At 63.4% G+C, this 16170-nt stretch carries 16 protein-coding genes; all 16 read right to left on the bottom strand.

All coding sequences use genetic code 11. The annotated features are described in order from the left end of the window. Positions 1-330 (bottom strand): flagellar hook-basal body complex protein FliE, encoded by a 330-nt coding sequence (gene fliE / locus ACPFMA_RS19795; protein WP_009402338.1) that lies wholly within the window; start codon positions 328-330, stop codon positions 1-3. Between the two features lie 118 nt (positions 331-448). Further along, positions 449-1846 carry a sigma-54-dependent transcriptional regulator gene (locus tag ACPFMA_RS19800; RefSeq protein WP_420058676.1) on the bottom strand — a complete coding sequence of 466 codons (1398 nt, stop codon included), beginning with the start codon at positions 1844-1846 and terminating at the stop codon, positions 449-451. Next, positions 1843-3048 (bottom strand): sensor histidine kinase, encoded by a 1206-nt coding sequence (locus ACPFMA_RS19805; protein ID WP_064302523.1) that lies wholly within the window; start codon positions 3046-3048, stop codon positions 1843-1845. The genes ACPFMA_RS19800 and ACPFMA_RS19805 overlap by 4 nt, the downstream gene beginning before the upstream one ends. Positions 3049-3229: 181 nt before the next feature. Next, positions 3230-4705: a sigma-54 dependent transcriptional regulator gene (locus ACPFMA_RS19810; RefSeq protein WP_064302522.1), complete on the bottom strand. Its 1476-nt coding sequence runs from the start codon at positions 4703-4705 to the stop codon at positions 3230-3232. A gap of 169 nt (positions 4706-4874) precedes the next feature. Beyond that, complete coding sequence (fliT, locus tag ACPFMA_RS19815) at positions 4875-5171, bottom strand: flagellar protein FliT (protein ID WP_064302521.1); 297 nt, start codon at positions 5169-5171, stop codon at positions 4875-4877. Positions 5172-5194: 23 nt separating this feature from the next. Then, positions 5195-5578, bottom strand: a complete 384-nt coding sequence (fliS, locus tag ACPFMA_RS19820) for a flagellar export chaperone FliS (RefSeq protein WP_064302520.1) — start codon at positions 5576-5578, stop codon at positions 5195-5197. 129 nt (positions 5579-5707) lie between these two features. Beyond that, positions 5708-7111 (bottom strand): flagellar filament capping protein FliD, encoded by a 1404-nt coding sequence (gene fliD / locus ACPFMA_RS19825; RefSeq protein WP_420058674.1) that lies wholly within the window; start codon positions 7109-7111, stop codon positions 5708-5710. Positions 7112-7192: 81 nt separating this feature from the next. Continuing rightward, positions 7193-7561, bottom strand: coding sequence for a flagellar protein FlaG (locus ACPFMA_RS19830; RefSeq protein WP_009402885.1), 369 nt, complete (start codon positions 7559-7561; stop codon positions 7193-7195). Positions 7562-7628: 67 nt separating this feature from the next. Continuing rightward, positions 7629-8483 carry a flagellin domain-containing protein gene (locus ACPFMA_RS19835; RefSeq protein ID WP_064302518.1) on the bottom strand — a complete coding sequence of 285 codons (855 nt, stop codon included), beginning with the start codon at positions 8481-8483 and terminating at the stop codon, positions 7629-7631. 217 nt (positions 8484-8700) lie between these two features. After that, positions 8701-8961 carry a hypothetical protein gene (locus ACPFMA_RS19840; RefSeq protein WP_064302517.1) on the bottom strand — a complete coding sequence of 87 codons (261 nt, stop codon included), beginning with the start codon at positions 8959-8961 and terminating at the stop codon, positions 8701-8703. Continuing rightward, positions 8958-10247 (bottom strand): motility associated factor glycosyltransferase family protein, encoded by a 1290-nt coding sequence (locus ACPFMA_RS19845; RefSeq protein ID WP_420058673.1) that lies wholly within the window; start codon positions 10245-10247, stop codon positions 8958-8960. The genes ACPFMA_RS19840 and ACPFMA_RS19845 overlap by 4 nt, the downstream gene beginning before the upstream one ends. 55 nt (positions 10248-10302) lie before the next feature. Then, the gene (locus tag ACPFMA_RS19850; protein WP_064302515.1) at positions 10303-11229 is read right to left on the bottom strand and encodes a ketoacyl-ACP synthase III; all 927 of its coding nucleotides are present in this window, start codon (positions 11227-11229) and stop codon (positions 10303-10305) included. A 391-nt stretch (positions 11230-11620) separates the two neighbouring features. After that, positions 11621-12673 (bottom strand): pseudaminic acid synthase, encoded by a 1053-nt coding sequence (pseI, locus tag ACPFMA_RS19855; RefSeq protein WP_420058672.1) that lies wholly within the window; start codon positions 12671-12673, stop codon positions 11621-11623. Next, a complete protein-coding gene (gene pseG, locus ACPFMA_RS19860; RefSeq protein ID WP_425928519.1) occupies positions 12660-14129 on the bottom strand; it encodes a UDP-2,4-diacetamido-2,4,6-trideoxy-beta-L-altropyranose hydrolase in 1470 nt (489 codons plus the stop codon). The genes pseI and pseG overlap by 14 nt, the downstream gene beginning before the upstream one ends. After that, positions 14126-14839, bottom strand: coding sequence for a pseudaminic acid cytidylyltransferase (gene pseF, locus ACPFMA_RS19865; protein WP_064302512.1), 714 nt, complete (start codon positions 14837-14839; stop codon positions 14126-14128). The genes pseG and pseF overlap by 4 nt, the downstream gene beginning before the upstream one ends. Beyond that, positions 14836-16137 carry a UDP-4-amino-4,6-dideoxy-N-acetyl-beta-L-altrosamine transaminase gene (gene pseC / locus ACPFMA_RS19870; protein ID WP_420058671.1) on the bottom strand — a complete coding sequence of 434 codons (1302 nt, stop codon included), beginning with the start codon at positions 16135-16137 and terminating at the stop codon, positions 14836-14838. The genes pseF and pseC overlap by 4 nt, the downstream gene beginning before the upstream one ends. Positions 16138-16170: the final 33 nt, after the last annotated feature.

Genomic DNA, 16170 nt, shown 5'->3' on the forward strand with positions numbered 1-16170 from the left:
TTAAACCGGCATCTGCATGATGTCTTGATACGACTGCACGAGCTTGTTGCGCACTTGCGTGAGGGCCTGGAACGAGACGCTGGCTTTCTGCGAGGCGATCATCACGTCGGTCAGGTCGACGCCGCTCTTGCCGATTTCGAAGGCATTGGCCAGTTGGGTGGACGCCTGCTGGGTGTCGTTGACCTTGTTGATGGCCTGACCCAGCATATCGGCGAAACTGCTCTGGCCCAGTTCGGCAGGTGCCTGCACGGACTTCGAGCCCGACATGGCTTCCGCCTGCATGGCGCGCATGTCCAGCATCAACCGATTGAATTCAACACCTTGGCTCATGAACTTCTCTCTCCGGGGGCCCGCATTTTTTTGACACTCACGCAGCAGCTGAAACAGGACATAGCAACAAGAGTGCCAGCTAGCCCCAACGATTTTGCGAAACCATCACCAACATCCCTCAAAGCCCCGTGGCATAAAGGCTGGCCTCCACATCGAGGCCTGCATCGCGCATTTGTGCCAGTTTGTAACGCAAGGTCCGCGGACTGATCCCAAGACGCTCGGCAGCCTCCTTGCGCCGGCCACGCTCGGCGCGAAGGGTGTCGATGATCATCTGGAACTCATGCCGGCGCAAGTCGTCTCCCAACCCGCCCGCCTCGTCCGCCACGGCAACCGCCTGCGGCGCTGCAGGCCGCACCGCCTGCGGGGTCGAGGACAAAACCGGGAGTGCACCGGCAAGACAGAAATCCGCCGCTGCGATCACCCCACCCTGCTGCAGGATCAAGGCGCGCTGGATCGCGTTGTCCAGCTCGCGCACGTTGCCCGGCCAGGCATAGCCTTGCAGGCAGGCCCTGGCTTCCTCGGAGAGCCTAACCGGTGCGTGCTTCATTTTATTGACGTGGCGCAAGAGCAAACGCTCGGCCAATGGCAGAATATCGGCGCTTCGCTCCCTGAGCGGCCGCCAGGCCAGCGGGAACACCGACAGGCGATAGAACAGGTCTTCGCGGAAACGCCCCGCCGCGACTTCGCCCGCAAGGTCACGGTTGGTCGTGGCAACCACACGGATATCCAGGGCAATCGGCTTGCGCCCGCCGACCCGCTCCACTTCCCTTTCCTGCAACACACGCAGCAGCTTGGCCTGCAGGCCCAGGGGCATCTCGGAAATCTCGTCCAGCAACAGGGTACCGCCGTCGGCCTGCTCGAACTTGCCTGCCTGCGCCGCAATGGCACCGGTGAACGAGCCTTTTTCGTGACCGAACAGCGTCGCCTCGAGCATGTTGTCGGGGATCGCCGCGCAGTTGATCGCCACGAAAGGCTGCCCGGCCCGGGGCGACTGCTGGTGAATGTAGCGGGCCAGGACTTCCTTGCCGGTACCCGACTCGCCGGAAATCAATACGGTGGAATCGCTGCGCGCGACCCGCGCGGCCAGCTCCAGCAATTGCGCGCTGGAGGGCTCCAGGGCCACCGGGCCTTCGGCATCGGCGGCGCCGGCGGCACCGAGGGCATGACGCGCGACCAGCTCCAGCAGGGCCTTCGGTTCGAAGGGCTTGACCAGGTAATCGGCAGCGCCCTGACGCATCGCATCCACCGCCCGCTCCACCGCCGCATGGGCCGTCATCAGCAAGACCGGCAACTGCGGCTGGCTGGCGCGCAGGCGCGCGAGCAACTGGTGCCCGTCCATCCCGGGCATGTTCACATCACTGACCACCAGGTTGAACGGTTCGGCAGCCGCCATTTCCAGGGCATCCTCGGCGCAACCGGCTGCGCGCCAGGCGAAGCCGCCCAGCTCCAGGGTATCGCCCAGGGCCTGGCGCAATGCGCGATCGTCTTCAACCAGCAATACCTTGATCCCGCTCATGCCGACACCCCGCGCAGACCGTCGATCAGCGGCAGGCTGACAATCGCACAGGTTCCCCGGCCCGGACGCGAACGCAGCTGCAACTCGCCCTGGTGCGCCCTGGCAACCGCCTTGACCACCGCAAGGCCGAGGCCGGTGCCGGTGGCCTTGGTGGTCAGGAAAGGTTCACCGAGGCGTCGCAGCAATGCGCCGTCGATGCCGCTGCCGGCATCACTGATGCACAAGCGCAGCGTGGTGTCGCGACGGTACAGGTGGATTTTCAGGCGGGCGCTGCCGGAGCTGGCCTGCAAGGCGTTCTCCAGCAGATTGAGCAGCGCACCGACCAGGGTGTCGCGGTTGCACAGCAGCTCGCCCAGATGACTGTCGCACTGCCAGCGCACGCTGTGCCCCTGAACCTGGGTCTGTGCCGCCTGCTGCAAGGCCTGGAACAAGGCCTTCGGGGTCAGGCGGTCGGTCAGCGGCAGCTCGCCGCGGGCGAACACCAGCATGTCGCGCACCTGGTGCTCCAGTTCGTGCAGGCGCTCCTTGAGGCTGCCGGCGAAACGCTGGCGGGTTTCCAGGGGCAGGTCCTGCCCGGCCAGATGACTGGCGTAAAGCATCGCGGCCGAGAGCGGCGTACGGATCTGGTGGGCCAGGGAAGCGACCATGCGGCCAAGGGTGGAAAGGCGCTCGTGACGGGCCAGGCGGTCTTGCAGATGACGGGTCTCGGTCAGGTCGTTGAGCAGCACCAGCTGGCCGGGCTCGGCATCCAGGGAGCGGGTGGAAATGGACAGCCGGCGACCGTCGCGCAGGGAAATCTCGTGACCATCATCCTCGCGAGGCGCGAAGCAGCGGGCGATCACCTGGCGCCACAGCTCGCCGACCAGCGGCGCGCCGAGCAACTCGCAGGCTGCCGGGTTGGCTTCACGCACCAAGCCATGACCATCGATGACGATGACGCCACCGGGCAGCAGGTCGAGCAGGTTCTGCAGTCGGTTGGCCAAGCGCTCCTTTTCCGCCAGCTCGGCCATCCGCTGGGCGCTGACCACTTCAAGCTCGCCTTTGAGCTCGGTGACCCGTGCTTCGAGCAGGTTATAGGACTGGCTGAGCTGGGTGGACATCTGGTCGAACAGGGCAAACGCCTGCTCCAGGCCGACGCGGCCCTGCTGCTCGGCAGCATCCGGACGTTGCGGCTCGGGGGAAGTGATAGCGGCGTGGGGCATCGTGCTCTCTCGCATGGCTTACCGTCATAAAACGGTATGTTGAAAGCGGTATAGCAATAGCCATGCCGGAAACTTTTGCGGGATGCCCGGCGAAAACGACAAGGCCCGCATAGGCGGGCCTTTACCGGACAAAAAGAAAGGTTTTAACACAGCGGCCCCCGTTGGCCGCCAGAAGCAGGCGTCAATCCTCCGCCTGCTCGTCTCCATCGCGACGGCTCATGCCGTACTTGCGCATCTTTTCCACCAGGGTGGTGCGGCGAATGCGCAGGCGCTCGGCGGCCCGCGCGACGATGCCGCTGGCATCGTCCAGCGCCTGCTGGATCAGTCCTTGCTCCAGGCTGCCGAGGTAATCCTTCAAGTCAAGGCCTTCCGGCGGCAACATGGCATTGGTCGGGAAGCTCGGCGCATGGCCATTGATAACCACGCGCTCCTCCAGGTCGGAGCGCAGGCTGTCCACCAGTTGCTCGTCTTCGTCGTCGACATAGCGGAATTTTTTCGGCAGTTCGGCAACCCCGATGACACCGTAGGGATGCATGATCGCCATGCGCTCCACCAGGTTGGCCAATTCGCGGACGTTGCCCGGCCAGCCGTGGCGGCACAGCGACATGATCGCCGCCGAGTTGAAGCGGATCGAGCCACGCTTTTCATGCTCCATACGCGAGATCAGCTCGTTCATCAGCAGCGGGATGTCTTCCACCCGTTCGCGCAGCGGCGCCATCTCGATAGGGAACACGTTGAGGCGGTAATACAGGTCTTCGCGGAACGAACCCACTTCGATCATGCTTTCGAGATTCTTGTGGGTCGCGGCGATGATACGTACGTCGATGCTCTGGGTCTTGTTGCTACCGACCCGCTCGAAGGTGCGCTCCTGCAGCACGCGCAGCAGCTTGACCTGCATCGGCAGCGGCATGTCGCCGATCTCGTCGAGGAACAGGGTGCCACCGTTGGCCAGCTCGAAGCGTCCGGCGCGACTGGTGATGGCCCCGGTGAAGGCGCCCTTCTCATGGCCGAACAGCTCGCTTTCCAGTAGCTCCGCAGGGATCGCACCGCAGTTGACCGGCACGAACGGCGCTTCGCGGCGCTTGGAGTGGTAGTGCAGGTTGCGCGCCACCACTTCCTTGCCGGTTCCGGATTCGCCGAGGATCAGCACGCTGGCGTCGGTGTCGGCGACCTGCTGCATCATTTGCCGTACGTGCTGGATGGCCCGGCTGGTGCCCACGAGGCTGCGGAACAGGTTCGGCTCGCGTTGCCGCCCGCGCTCACGGGCCTGGTCGTACATCTCACGATAAACCTGGGCGCGGTGCAGCGAGTCCAGCAACTTGCTGTAGCTCGGCGGCATTTCGAGGTTGGACAGCACACGGCGACGCAGCTCTTCCGGAAGCTCCAGCGAAGAAAATTCACCTAAAAGCAAAACAGGAAGGAACTCATCCCATGCAGCCACTGTCTTAAGCAAGCCCAGAACGCTGGCCGGCGAATTTACAGCGCCAATGAGGACACAGAGGACTTCACGACTGGACGACAACGACTCGACAACCTGCTCCCAGTCATGACTGGAGCACGGCAGATTTTCTTCCCCAAGAAAATTCAACACCACCGCCAGGTCACGGCGGCGAGCACTATCGTCATCGATCAGGAGAATTTTGGTTTCACGCCACATGCAATAGCAACTTCCCTAGTCAACTCGAGGCCCGTCGAAGGGCATGCTCGACATCATTCCGACTGAACGGTCAGTGTTCCGACGTCTGAAATTAAAAAACAGCCACTAGTTAAGTCAAAAAACCTTTAATAGTCAAATTTATGGCGCATTGCTGATTTTCCATCAACGGTCAGCGGTACAGATGGTATACCTTTGTCGCCTGTTGCGCCTGCTTGATCTTTGACATCTCGTCGGCAATTGCCTGACGCTCTTCCGTCGCCACATCGATCAATTGCCGATACACCCCCAGCAAGTCCTGGAGGTTGTCGCGCAGCGCCTCCTCGTCGACCACTTCCGCGCTCATCACTTCGTCCATGCAGGCACGGCAAGCTTGGTCCAGCTCGCCCACCGCCTCCCAGTCGCGATTGGCCAATGCACCCACCAAGGCTTCCCGGGTTTCCTCGATACGCTTGAGTACGGCACTCATCACGACCTCCTCATCGCAACTGGTTATTGTGGGGCGACCGCGTCCCAGCCTTCCTTGACCGTGGTCAACAGATCGGTCACTTCGTCGAGGGCGCCGATGTCATTCTTGATGTTGGCATCGCTCAGACGACGAGTCATGTACAGGTAGAGGGCATCGAGGCGCTCCAGTTCCGCGGTCATGTTATCGCGGTCCAGGCCTTCGCGCAGGCCGCCGATGATGCCGATGGCCTTGCCGATGGCGATGCCCTTGCCGGCCAGGTCCTTGCGCTCCAGGGCGCCCTTGGCCTGGGCGATGCGATCCAGCCCGCCTTCCATGAGCATTTGCACCAGGCGGTGCGGGCTGGCTTCGGAGGTCTGCGCCTGGGCGCTGATTTTCTGATATTGCCGAAGGGCCAACATCGGATTCATGTTCGTACCTCAACACAATGGCTTGCTGTATGACCGGGTTATCGACCCGGCGTCAAAAAACTTTAGTCACCAAGAAAAAAGCCCGACATGCGGAGACGGCATTGTCGGGCTTTTGACGCCAGCAAAAAGTCAGGAGTTCTTCTGCTGCGCAGCCATGGCACTGAAGATGGACGTGATGTTGTCGCGCTGGGCGTTCAACTGACCCACCAGGGTATCCATGGTGTTGTACTTCTTGGTCAGCGAAGCCGTCAGCGAGGTGATCCGCGCATCCAGGTTCGACTGCTGGGTGGCCAGGTTCTTCTTGTTGCTCTCGAGGATCTTCGAACGGTCGGCGAGCAGTCCGTCGGACTGGGTGTAGGGTTCCAGCGCCTTGGTCAAACGGTTGGCGAGCCCCTCGTCACCCGAGAACATGCTCTGGATTTCGCCACCAAGCTTTTGGGTATCCAGCGCTGCCGTGAACTTGGTGCTGTCGAGTTCCAGCAGGCCGGTGCTTTGCACAGTGTTGATGCCCAACTGCGACAGCACTTTCAGCGAACCATTGCCGCCGGTGCTGGAGACCACCAGCTCGTTGCGCAGGGCCGAGAGCATGCCCCTGGCCAACGAGTCGCCCGCCAGCGCAGGCGCGGTACCCAGGCTGCCGTCGGCATTCTTCGGCGTCTGGCTCAGGCCGTTGATGGTGGTGATCAGTGCGTTGTAGGCATCGACGAAGCTCTGCACCGATTTTTTCAGACCGTCACTGTTGGTGGCTACGGTGATGGTGGTTTCGGCACCCTTGGCGACCAGTTCGAGGGTCAGGCCGCTCACCGCGTTCTCGACCTTGTTCGACTTGCTGGTCAGCACCATGCCATCGACCGAATATTCGGCATCGCGGGCCAGCGCGCTAATGAAGCCGGCGGCGCCTGCGTCCGTCATCTTGGTCGTGCCATCGATGACCAACTCGGGAATACCGGCGACGGAGATGTCCGAGCCCAGACCGGTCGTGGTGGACGTCAGCACCAGGCGCGAGCCTTGGCCATCATTGATGATGTTGGCACTGATGCCCTTGGCGCTCAGGGCACTGTTGATCGCGTCGCGGGTGGACTGCAGGGTCGCGTCGGCACCGATCTCGACCTTGTAGACGGTACCGTTCTGGGTGATTTCCAGGGTGCCCTGGCTGATCGCGTCGCTACTGCTGGCAAAACGCTGGCTGGCTACCTTGGAGGCGGTCGCCAATTCGTTGACCTTCACCGCGTAGCTGCCGCCGACCGCAGTACTGCTCGCCGTCGCCTTGACCAGCTTGTCGTCGGCCGAAGTGGCCGAGTAGCCAATGAACTGCGGCGTCGTGGTGCTGCCGAGCTTGCTCAGGGCGGTGGTGAAGGTGGTCAGCGCGCTCTTGAGGCTGCCGATCGCCGAAATCGAGGCCGTGTTGGCCTTGGTCTGCCGGTCGATCTGGTTCTGTTTGGGCGTTTTTTCGGCATCCGCCAGGGCCTTGACGATTGCAGAGGTATCCAGACCACTGCCGAGGCCGAGGGCAGGCAAAATCGGACTTGCCATTACATTCTCCTTTTCCTGGCTTGCGCCAAACGCTTGAACATTACCCGATGACGCGGTTTTGTATCAAATTTCGTACCGCTTTCAGACTTTCTCGTCGAAAAGCAGGCTGTTGACGTCTTGCAGGCTCTTCGCCAGTTCCAGGGCGGTTTCGGACGGAATTTGCCGAATCACTTCACCACTGTCACGGGCAACGACCTTGACGACAGTCGTTCCGGTGGATTCGTCCACCGAAAATTCCAGGTTGCGCTGCAACGACTGGACGTAATCCTGTAGACCCTTGACTGCTTCCTGCAGGCTGGTATCGGAGTCTTGCTTGTCTTTATCCACTGCCGCGAGTTCCGGCCTGGCGTGGACCTTTTCGGACGCACCCTGTTCAGCAGCTTTTTCCTGCTGGGCTGCAGCTGCCGCTGGAGCCGGGTAAGACGCGTTCAACCTGACGCTCATGTCCATCGCCCATCACCTCCAAAGTAAAAAGCGAGGGAATGCTCGCGCACCCCCTCGCTCTTCATCGTAGCTATTACTGAAGCAGTTTCAGTACAGCGGATGGCAGTTGGTTGGCCTGGGCCAGAACTGCGGTGGACGCTTGCTGCAGGGTTTGCTGCTTGGTCAGCTGAGCGGTTTCTGCGGCGAAGTCGGTGTCTTGCACGCGACCTTGGGCAGCAGCGGAGTTCTCGTTCATGCTCTGCAGGTTGTTGATGGTGCTCTGGAAGCGGTTCTGGATAGCACCCAGGTCCGACTTCTTGTTGTCAACGGTTTGCAGTGCGGCGTCGATGGCGGTGATCGCGCCGTCAACAGCGGTGTGAACGGCGGAGTCCGAAGTACCGGAGATCGCCAGAGCACCTGTACCTACACCCAGGGCGGTAGCCGCGAAGCTGGAGGTCATCGAGACGCTCAGGATCTGGCTCGAACCGGTCATTGCACCGACCTGGAACTCCATGGTGCCAGCAGTACCGTTCAGCAGTTGCTTGCTGGTACCGAAGGTGGTGGAGGTGGCGATACGGGTGATTTCGTCGGACTTGGCCGCGAATTCCTTGTTCAGCGCCGCACGTTCAGTGGTGCCGTTCGAGTCGTTACGGGCTTGCAGAGCCAGCTCACGCATACGCTGCAGGATGTTGGTGATTTCCGACAGAGCGCCTTCAGCGGTCTGGGTGATCGAGTTACCGTCGTTGGCGTTCTTGATCGCAACGGTGGTGCCGGTGACCATGGTTTGCAGCTTGTTGGCGATCTGCTGGCCAGCAGCGTCGTCTTTGGCGCTGTTGATGCGCAGGCCGGACGACAGGCGGGTCATCGAGGTGCTCAGCGCGTCGGAAGCTTTGTTCAGGTTCTTCTGCACGCCCAGCGAAGTGGTGTTGGTGTTAACGGTTAATGCCATGACGAATTCCTCGTTGGATGGATACTGCGGCTTCCGGCCCTGGCATCCGCCGGGTGTGGCCTAGAGAACCTTCGTAATGTTTATCGTCGTCTTGGCGGGTTGCTTTAGGGGTTTTTCAAAAAAAAATGCCATCACGCCGCCACCCCTTGTAAATCAGGCACTTGCCCCTGTTCGCAGGCACCCCTGGAGGCAAGGCCTGTGTGATGGCCATCACACTTCAGCGCGGAGCTGCCTGCTCGATCAGGTTCGGCAGTTCGTACTCGAGGCTGTCGGCCAGGGAGATCCAATCCTGGCGTTGCTGCGCTGCCAGCATTTCACTGAAAAGCGCGGCGAACGCTTCCTGGGTAGCCCCTGGCGCCAGCGCGAACAACGCCGGGGCTGCGGCGAACAGCTCCACCATCGCCACCGCCGCCTCGATATCCCGGCCCAGGCGAAACAGCCCGGCACACTGCCGGGCGCTTTCTTGCATCGTGCTCATTGGCAGAACGCCTCATCGAAGGTGGTACCGGCGATCAGCGCGCCGGCGCGACTGGTGTTGCGGAACGCCACCTCGGGATGACGAGCGATAAAACGCTCCAGCTCGATCAGGTAGCCACGGAAATTCAGCTGGGTCCGCACCCGCTGGCCATTGCCGTCCAGTACCCAGTGACGGGCCACGGATACTTGCGGGCCCAGCACGCCGTCGTCCCAACCGGTGTGGGTGCGATTACCGGGGAAGGCAAAGTCGGCGCCGAACAGCGTGATGCGGCGCATGCCCATCTTGACCGCCAGGTCGGCCGCCGGATGGATGACGCTGCCCCCCACGAACAAATGGCCCCGGGGAATCGCCTCGCGCACCCCGTCGTAGAGGGCACTGCCGGAGTAGGCGGCATAACGGGGACCGCGCCAGCCCGCCACGGTATCGACATCGAGCATCGGCATGTACACCAGCGAGGTGTTCGCCGAAGCCTCGGGCGGCAGATGATGCAGGCGGATCTTGTGGTCGACGCTGACCACGATATCCGGCTCGATGCCGGCTGCCAGCAGCGGCTTGTAGGCCGTATCGACGGCAATGAACAGCGGGCGCCCGGGCTCGGCATGAATACGCTTGAGCGCGGCCAGGTGGCCTTGCAGGGTCGGACCGGTGGCAATGACGAAGGCCTCCTGCCCTGCCCGGCTGCCGAACAGTTCGGCAACGTCCCGGTCGCTGCGCAATAGCGGCAGGCTTCTTTCCAGCAGCTCGACGAGATGCGGGTCAGCGGTATCGAAATTGGTGTTGTTGAACGCCAGGTGGGTTTCGCTCACCAGACGGTCGCGGATCTTGGCGTTGAAGTCGTCGGCCAGCGCCAGCTCCGCCGGCAAGGCGAAGTACGGCAGCGCGATTTCCTTGGCATCTGCAGCGTAGGCAAGCTCGACCCGTGGATCGGCGAGCCATGGACTCTGGTCCAGCAGGCGCAGGACCAGCGCGAACAGGGCGCCGTTGAGGATATGCACATGCAGGCGCTGCAAGCCAGGACGCTGCAACAGGGCGTTCTGCAGATCGCCCAGGCCGGTACCGTAGAGGTTGAGATGGGCGCTTTGGGGCAGGCTGTCGGCCTGGAACTGCGCCTCGGCCAGGCGATCATGACGGCTGCTGAGCTGGATGCCGTCGACACTCAGGGTCGAACCCAGGCCCTGGACCAGCACTGCATCGATGCCGTCGCAATCCTCGCGCGCGATGCGCTCGAACAGCGACGGCCAGCGAGCCTGGATGACTTCGGCGTTACGCTGGAAAAACTCGCTCATGGTGAGCATCCCTTGCCTGCGAAACGCCGAAGATTACCCTGCGCGGGATTTCAGGTCACGGTCGATGAAGAATCGCCGAGCCCCACGAAAGGCCCACGCCGAAACCGCTCACTGCAACCCGCTTCCAGGTAGTGTCCAGCGCGTGTTTTTCCAGGAGCAGGGGAATGCTCGACGACACGGTATTGCCGGTCTCGACCATGTCCTTGACGAACTTCTCCGGTTTGTCTTCGAAACGCCGCGCCACGGCATCGACGATCGCCGCGCTGCCCTGGTGGATGCAGAAGGCGTCGATATCGTCCGCCGCCAGCCCGGATTGCTCCAGCAACTCGTGCAGGTGCGCAGGCACCTTGAGCAAGGCGAAGTTGAATACCTGGCGGCCGTTCATGAAGAACACACCATCGGTGACCTTAAGGTGCGGCGCTCCGGAACCGTCGGTGCCGAACGCCGACTTGCCAAGGGCCCAGACCGGGTCCTCGCCCATCCAGGTGGCGGTGGCGGCATCACCGAAGAGCATGGTGGTATTGCGGTCTTCCGGATCGACGATTTTCGAATATGGATCGGCAGTGACCAGCAGGCCGTTCTTCAGGCCGGTGGCTTCCATGAAGCCCTTCAGCGCGTAGATGCCGTAGACATAACCGGAACAGCCCAGGGAAATGTCGAAGGCCGCGACACGGGTCGGCAGGCCGAGCTTGTCCTGGACGATGGCGGCGGTATGCGGCAGACCTTCGGCGTCGCCGTTCTGGGTGACGACGATCAGGGCGTCGATGGAATCGCGGGACAGGCCCGGGTTGGCGGCGAACAGGGCATTGACCGCCTCGACGCACAGGTCGGAGGTTTCCTGTTCGTCGGATTTGCGAGGCAGGAAGGCCGAGCCGATCTTGCCGAGGATGAACTCCTCATCCTTGCCGAACTTGGCGCCTTGTGCGTAGTTGTCCAGGCCGGCGGCCGGAACGTAGCTCGCAATGCTTTTTATGCCAATCATCATGGCTTCCCAATAAAGAACCGCTGAATATCACCGCTCGCATGATTCGAGGGGCGCCAGAAAACAGGAATTTGCGCCATCCGCTGGACTGGATGGCGATGGCAGCGCCGGTGACACGGCCCGTCGCTGCCGGTAACGATAGAGACACAGATGTCCGTCATGACCGATAGGTCACGGATTTTCACAGACAATGGCACATTTTCCTAGGGTCGCGGCTGGATTACGGTGGTGAAGCCACTATGGCTGTCGCTGGCAAGCCAGCTCCCACAGGTTTCTCAGCCAACCGCGGGCTTTGTGTTCGACACGGTCACTGTGGGAGCTGGCTTGCCAGCGATTGCGGTGGTGCGGCCACTAACACAATCGCGGGTGAACCCCACAGGGGCCGTAATGCTTATTCGACCAGCGACCAGTCCAGCGCCGTGCCGCGCTTGAGCGGTTGCCGGGCCTTGCGCCCGAGCAGGGAATCAAGGTGCTTGGGCGCCAGGCCCAGCCCCGGTCGAATGGCGCGCACGTTGTTGTGATCGAAACGCTCGCCGGCAGCCATGTCGCGCACCACGTACAGCGAGCGCCGGAAGCGTTTCGAGGCCTGCTCCGCCTGGCTCGCGCCGTAGTTCACCGAGCCCAGCGCCAGCCACGCCCGCTCGGTTTCCTGCACCAGCCCGGCCAATTCCGCAGGCTCCAGCGAAAACGCCGCATCCACACCGCCCTCGGCGCGGTCCAGGGTGAAGTGTTTCTCCACCACGCTGGCGCCCAGGGCCACCGCAGCCACGGCACCGCCGACTCCCAGGGTGTGGTCGGACAGCCCCACCTCGCAGCCGAACAGATCGCGCAGGTGCGGGATGGTCCGCACATTACTGTTTTCCGGGCTGGCCGGGTAAGTACTGGTGCACTTGAGCAGGACCAGGTCGCGGCACCCCGCCTCCCGTGCCGCGCGGACCGTCTCGTCCAGTTCGGCAAGGCTGGCCATGCCAGTGGAAATGATCAGCGGCTTGCCGGTGGCCGCCACTTTGCGGATCAACGGCAGGTCGGTATTTTCGAAGCTGGCGATCTTGTAGGCCGGCACGTCGAGGCTTTCGAGAAAGTCCACTGAGGTCTCGTCGAAAGGCGTGGAAAACGCCAGCATGCCCAACTGCCGTGCGCGCCGGAAGATCGGCTCATGCCACTCCCAGGGCGTATGCGCCTTTTCGTATAGCGAATACAGCGAGGAGCCGGCCCACAGGCTGGCGGGATCCTCGATGAAGAACTCGCCATGGTCCAAGTCCAGGGTCATGGTGTCGGCGGTGTAGGTCTGCAGCTTCAACGCATGGGCACCGGCTTGTGCCGCCGCTTCGACGATGCGCAAGGCTCGCTCCAGCGACTGGTTATGGTTGCCGCTCATCTCGGCGATCACCAGCGGCGCGACATCGATACCGACCCGACGCCGCCCGATGTTAAAACTGCTCATGTCGCGAATTCCTCACTATCCGTTCGAAATGGCACTCGGCCTGTGTATAACCGGCGCCGCGAAACAGCGCCAAGGACGGCGCATTGTGGGCCAGCACCTGGGCCTCGATGGCCTCCAGCGCCGGCCAGCGTCCGAGTAGCGCACGCTCCCCTGCGGCCAGCAGCGCCCTGCCCCAGCCAACACCGTAGCGGCCGTCGAACAGGTACAGGGAAACCCGCGCCCGGCTCGCCTCGAGCAGATCGTAGCGAAGCATCCCCAGTGGGCCATCGGTGGTTTCGCCGACCAGCAACAGGCGCTGCTGGCTAGCCAGGGTCGCGTCCAGCCAGCGGCAATGGCTGTCCCAGTCGAGGGGCGCGCTGTCCAGGGAATTCTGGCGTACCGCTTCGGCATTGCGACCGTCGAACAGCAGGCGCGCGTCCCCGGACGTCGCCGGGCGCACCTGCACCCCATCGGCAAGCAATGCCACGGCGACGCGACGCGCTCCCTGGCCATCGACCAGCGCACGACCGCGAGCGGCAAAATGTTGACGCAGGGGCAGATTGTCCAGCAGCACGGCGATGGCCTGGCGTAGCGCTTCGACCGAGACCATCGGCGCAGCGCCGAGATACAGGTGCACACCCGCCTGCCCGAGCGCTTCGGCATTCTCCAGCTGGTTATCGGCGACGCCAACGCACAGGCTCGGCAGGCCCATGGCCGCGCGCTCCCAGGTCGTCCCGCCGCCGGCACCGACGAACAGGGTCGCAGCGGCCATACGCTCGGGCAAGTCGTCGACGAAGCCGAGCAACTGCCAGCCCGGACGCGACGCCACCAACGCCTGCAACGCAGGAAGATCCGCACTGCCCTGCCCGGCGATGCACTGCACCTCGACCTGCTCGATGCCTGCCAGGGCCTGCAAGGCCTTCAAGGTCATGCCGGCCTGGTCGAAGCCGCCAAAACTCACCAGCACCCGCCGCGCCCGTTCGCTTTCGGCCTGCCTGGGCTGGCGGAAAGCAGGGCGCAACAGCGCATGCCGGGGCCCCGCCAGCAGACGGCATCGTGCAGGAACCCGCGGCTGGTAGCGTGCCGCGCTGGCGGTGAAATTCTGGTCCAGCAGCAGGTCGCAATCATGGGGCCGGTCGGCCAGGTCATCGATCACCATGATCCGCCGCGCCCATTGCCGCGCCGGGGTTTCCCAGCTGGCATCAAGGCCGTAGTGATCGACGATGAGCCAGTCGAAGCGGCAGCCGGCCGGCAGAACGGCCGCCAGGGCAGCGATATCGTCCTCCAGCGCTAGCGACAGGGGGAAAACCTGGTGCCCTGCAGCAGCGATCCGGGCCATCTGGTGGCCTGGCAGTTCACGGCAGGCAAAGGCCACCCGGGCGCCGCAAGCGACCAGTTCTGCGGCCAGGGTCAGGCAGCGGGCGACATGGCCGATGCCCAGGGCACTGCCGGCATCGACGCGAAACAACAGGTTCAATCCAGCAGTTCCCCGGCGGCATGCAGCGCGCTGTAAAGGTACTCGGCACGCCGCCAGTCTTCCTCGGTATCGATGTCCTGGACCAGATGACGGGGCAACGTCACCGGCAGGCTACGTTCGGAAAACAGCGGCTCGCCGCGCAACCAGGCCGCACTGCGCCCCCAATAGAACTGCGCGGCATCCTGATAGGCATGGGGCAGGTCCTGGGAACGGGTGTCGCGATACTGCGGGTACAACGGCGTCAGTGCGCCCTCATTGGTCAGGGTCAGGGCGCGCTGGACCGGAAAGCCGACACTGCACACGGAAAACGCGTAGTCCTTATGAGGATGGGCGACCAGGGTGTCATGCCCGGTTCGCAGGTAGCGCTTCTGCAACAGCGGTGCGGTGGCGTAGATGCAGCAGGCCAGGTCCGCCCAATACCCCTGCTCTTCCAGGGTTTGAAGGGCATGCACCACCACCGAAAGGGTGGTGGCATGATCGTCGGCCAGCGACGCCGGACGCACGAACGGCACATCGGCGCCGTAGGCCCGGGCAACTTCGGCGATCAGCGGGTCGTCGGTACTGACCACGACCCGCTCGAACAGGCCGCAGCCCAAGGCGGCACGAATCGAATAGGCAATGACCGGTTCGCCCTTGAACAGCTTGCGGTTCTTTCCAGGGATGCGCTTGCTGTCGCCACGGGCCGGAATGATCGCCACCGCCCCGCTCATGGACGGTACTCCATCAGCAGCTCGCGCAGGACTGCCACCACCCGGTCCTGCCGGGCCTCGCCCAGGTCCGGGTACAGCGGCAGGGTTATCGCCTGCCGGTAGTAGCGCTCGGATTCCGGGAAATCACCGCTGGCGAAGCCCTGGTCACGGTAGTACGGCTGCAGGTGTATCGGGATGTAGTGCAAGTTGACGTGGATGCCGGCAGCCCTGAGCCCATCGAACACTTCACGATGGCGGCCTTCGAGGTGCTCGTGCAAGCGCACCACGTACAGGTGCCAGGACGACTCGGCACCAGGCTGCGGCGTCGGCAACTGCAACGGCAACCCTGCCAGCAGTCGCTCGTAGCGTGCCGCCAGGGCCCGACGGCGGGCGAGGAATTCGTCCAGCCGGCGCATCTGCGACAGGCCCAGGGCAGCCTGGATATCGCACATGCGGTAGTTGAAGCCCAGCTCGGTCTGCTGGTAGTACCAGCCACCATGGGTGGGCTCGGTCATTTGCGCCGGGTCCCGGGTGATTCCGTGGCTGCGCAGGGCGCGCAGTTGCCTGGCCAGCTCCGGGTCCTGGCACAGGACCATGCCGCCCTCGCCGCTGGTGATGATCTTCACCGGGTGGAAGCTGAACACCGTCATGTCCGCATAGACACCACTGCCTACCGGCTCGCCGGCGTATCGGGCACCGAAGGCGTGAGCGGCATCCTCGATCACCCGGAACCCGTATTCACGGGCCAGGCGGTTGATTTCGCGCATGTCGCAGCTTTGCCCGGAAAATGCCACGGCCACCAGCACCTTGGGCAGGCGACCGAGGGCGCTCGCCTGTTCCAGCTTGCGCGCGAGGGCGCGCACATCGAGGTTCCAGGTCAGCGGATCGATATCGACGAAATCGACGCCGGCACCGCAGTAGCGCGCACAGTTGGCCGAGGCTACGAAACTGTTGGGGCTGGTCCACAGCCAGTCACCGGCACCAAGGCCCGCCGCCAGGCAGGCCAGGTGCAGGCCGGCGGTAGCATTGCTGACGGCCACTGCATGGCGCGCCTGGCAACGCTCGGCCACGGCCTGCTCGAAGCGCTCCAGGGTTGGCCCCTGGGTCAGCCAGTCGGAGCGCAGCACCTCGACCACGGCGTCGATGTCGGACTTGTCCAGGTGCTGCCGGCCATAGGGTATCGGCCGACCGTCGTCGACCACCTCCCGGACCGGCAACGGCGCGCCCACGCCACCTGCCAGATCGACAGGCGCGTTGAGCAAGGTACGGGCGAACGCGCCGTTACCGCCGCGGGTGAGGGGGGACTTGTCATCGAACATGCCGGAAATCCTGGCTGGAACTCGCAGTGGGCG

The organism is Pseudomonas sp. NyZ201 (assembly GCF_049860765.1).
Taxonomy (GTDB): Bacteria; Pseudomonadota; Gammaproteobacteria; order Pseudomonadales; family Pseudomonadaceae; genus Aquipseudomonas; species Aquipseudomonas bharatica.

Bases quoted from the DNA above. Each gene is read 5' to 3' on its own strand.
- fliE (WP_009402338.1), bottom strand. From the start codon at position 330: ATGAGCCAAGGTGTTGAATTCAATCGGTTGATGCTGGACATGCGCGCC.
- ACPFMA_RS19800 (WP_420058676.1), bottom strand. From the start codon at position 1,846: ATGAGCGGGATCAAGGTATTGCTGGTTGAAGACGATCGCGCATTGCGC.
- ACPFMA_RS19805 (WP_064302523.1), bottom strand. From the start codon at position 3,048: ATGCCCCACGCCGCTATCACTTCCCCCGAGCCGCAACGTCCGGATGCT.
- ACPFMA_RS19810 (WP_064302522.1), bottom strand. From the start codon at position 4,705: ATGTGGCGTGAAACCAAAATTCTCCTGATCGATGACGATAGTGCTCGC.
- fliT (WP_064302521.1), bottom strand. From the start codon at position 5,171: ATGAGTGCCGTACTCAAGCGTATCGAGGAAACCCGGGAAGCCTTGGTG.
- fliS (WP_064302520.1), bottom strand. From the start codon at position 5,578: ATGAATCCGATGTTGGCCCTTCGGCAATATCAGAAAATCAGCGCCCAG.
- fliD (WP_420058674.1), bottom strand. From the start codon at position 7,111: ATGGCAAGTCCGATTTTGCCTGCCCTCGGCCTCGGCAGTGGTCTGGAT.
- ACPFMA_RS19830 (WP_009402885.1), bottom strand. From the start codon at position 7,561: ATGGACATGAGCGTCAGGTTGAACGCGTCTTACCCGGCTCCAGCGGCA.
- ACPFMA_RS19835 (WP_064302518.1), bottom strand. From the start codon at position 8,483: ATGGCATTAACCGTTAACACCAACACCACTTCGCTGGGCGTGCAGAAG.
- ACPFMA_RS19840 (WP_064302517.1), bottom strand. From the start codon at position 8,961: ATGAGCACGATGCAAGAAAGCGCCCGGCAGTGTGCCGGGCTGTTTCGC.
- ACPFMA_RS19845 (WP_420058673.1), bottom strand. From the start codon at position 10,247: ATGAGCGAGTTTTTCCAGCGTAACGCCGAAGTCATCCAGGCTCGCTGG.
- ACPFMA_RS19850 (WP_064302515.1), bottom strand. From the start codon at position 11,229: ATGATTGGCATAAAAAGCATTGCGAGCTACGTTCCGGCCGCCGGCCTG.
- pseI (WP_420058672.1), bottom strand. From the start codon at position 12,673: ATGAGCAGTTTTAACATCGGGCGGCGTCGGGTCGGTATCGATGTCGCG.
- pseF (WP_064302512.1), bottom strand. From the start codon at position 14,839: ATGAGCGGGGCGGTGGCGATCATTCCGGCCCGTGGCGACAGCAAGCGC.
- pseC (WP_420058671.1), bottom strand. From the start codon at position 16,137: ATGTTCGATGACAAGTCCCCCCTCACCCGCGGCGGTAACGGCGCGTTC.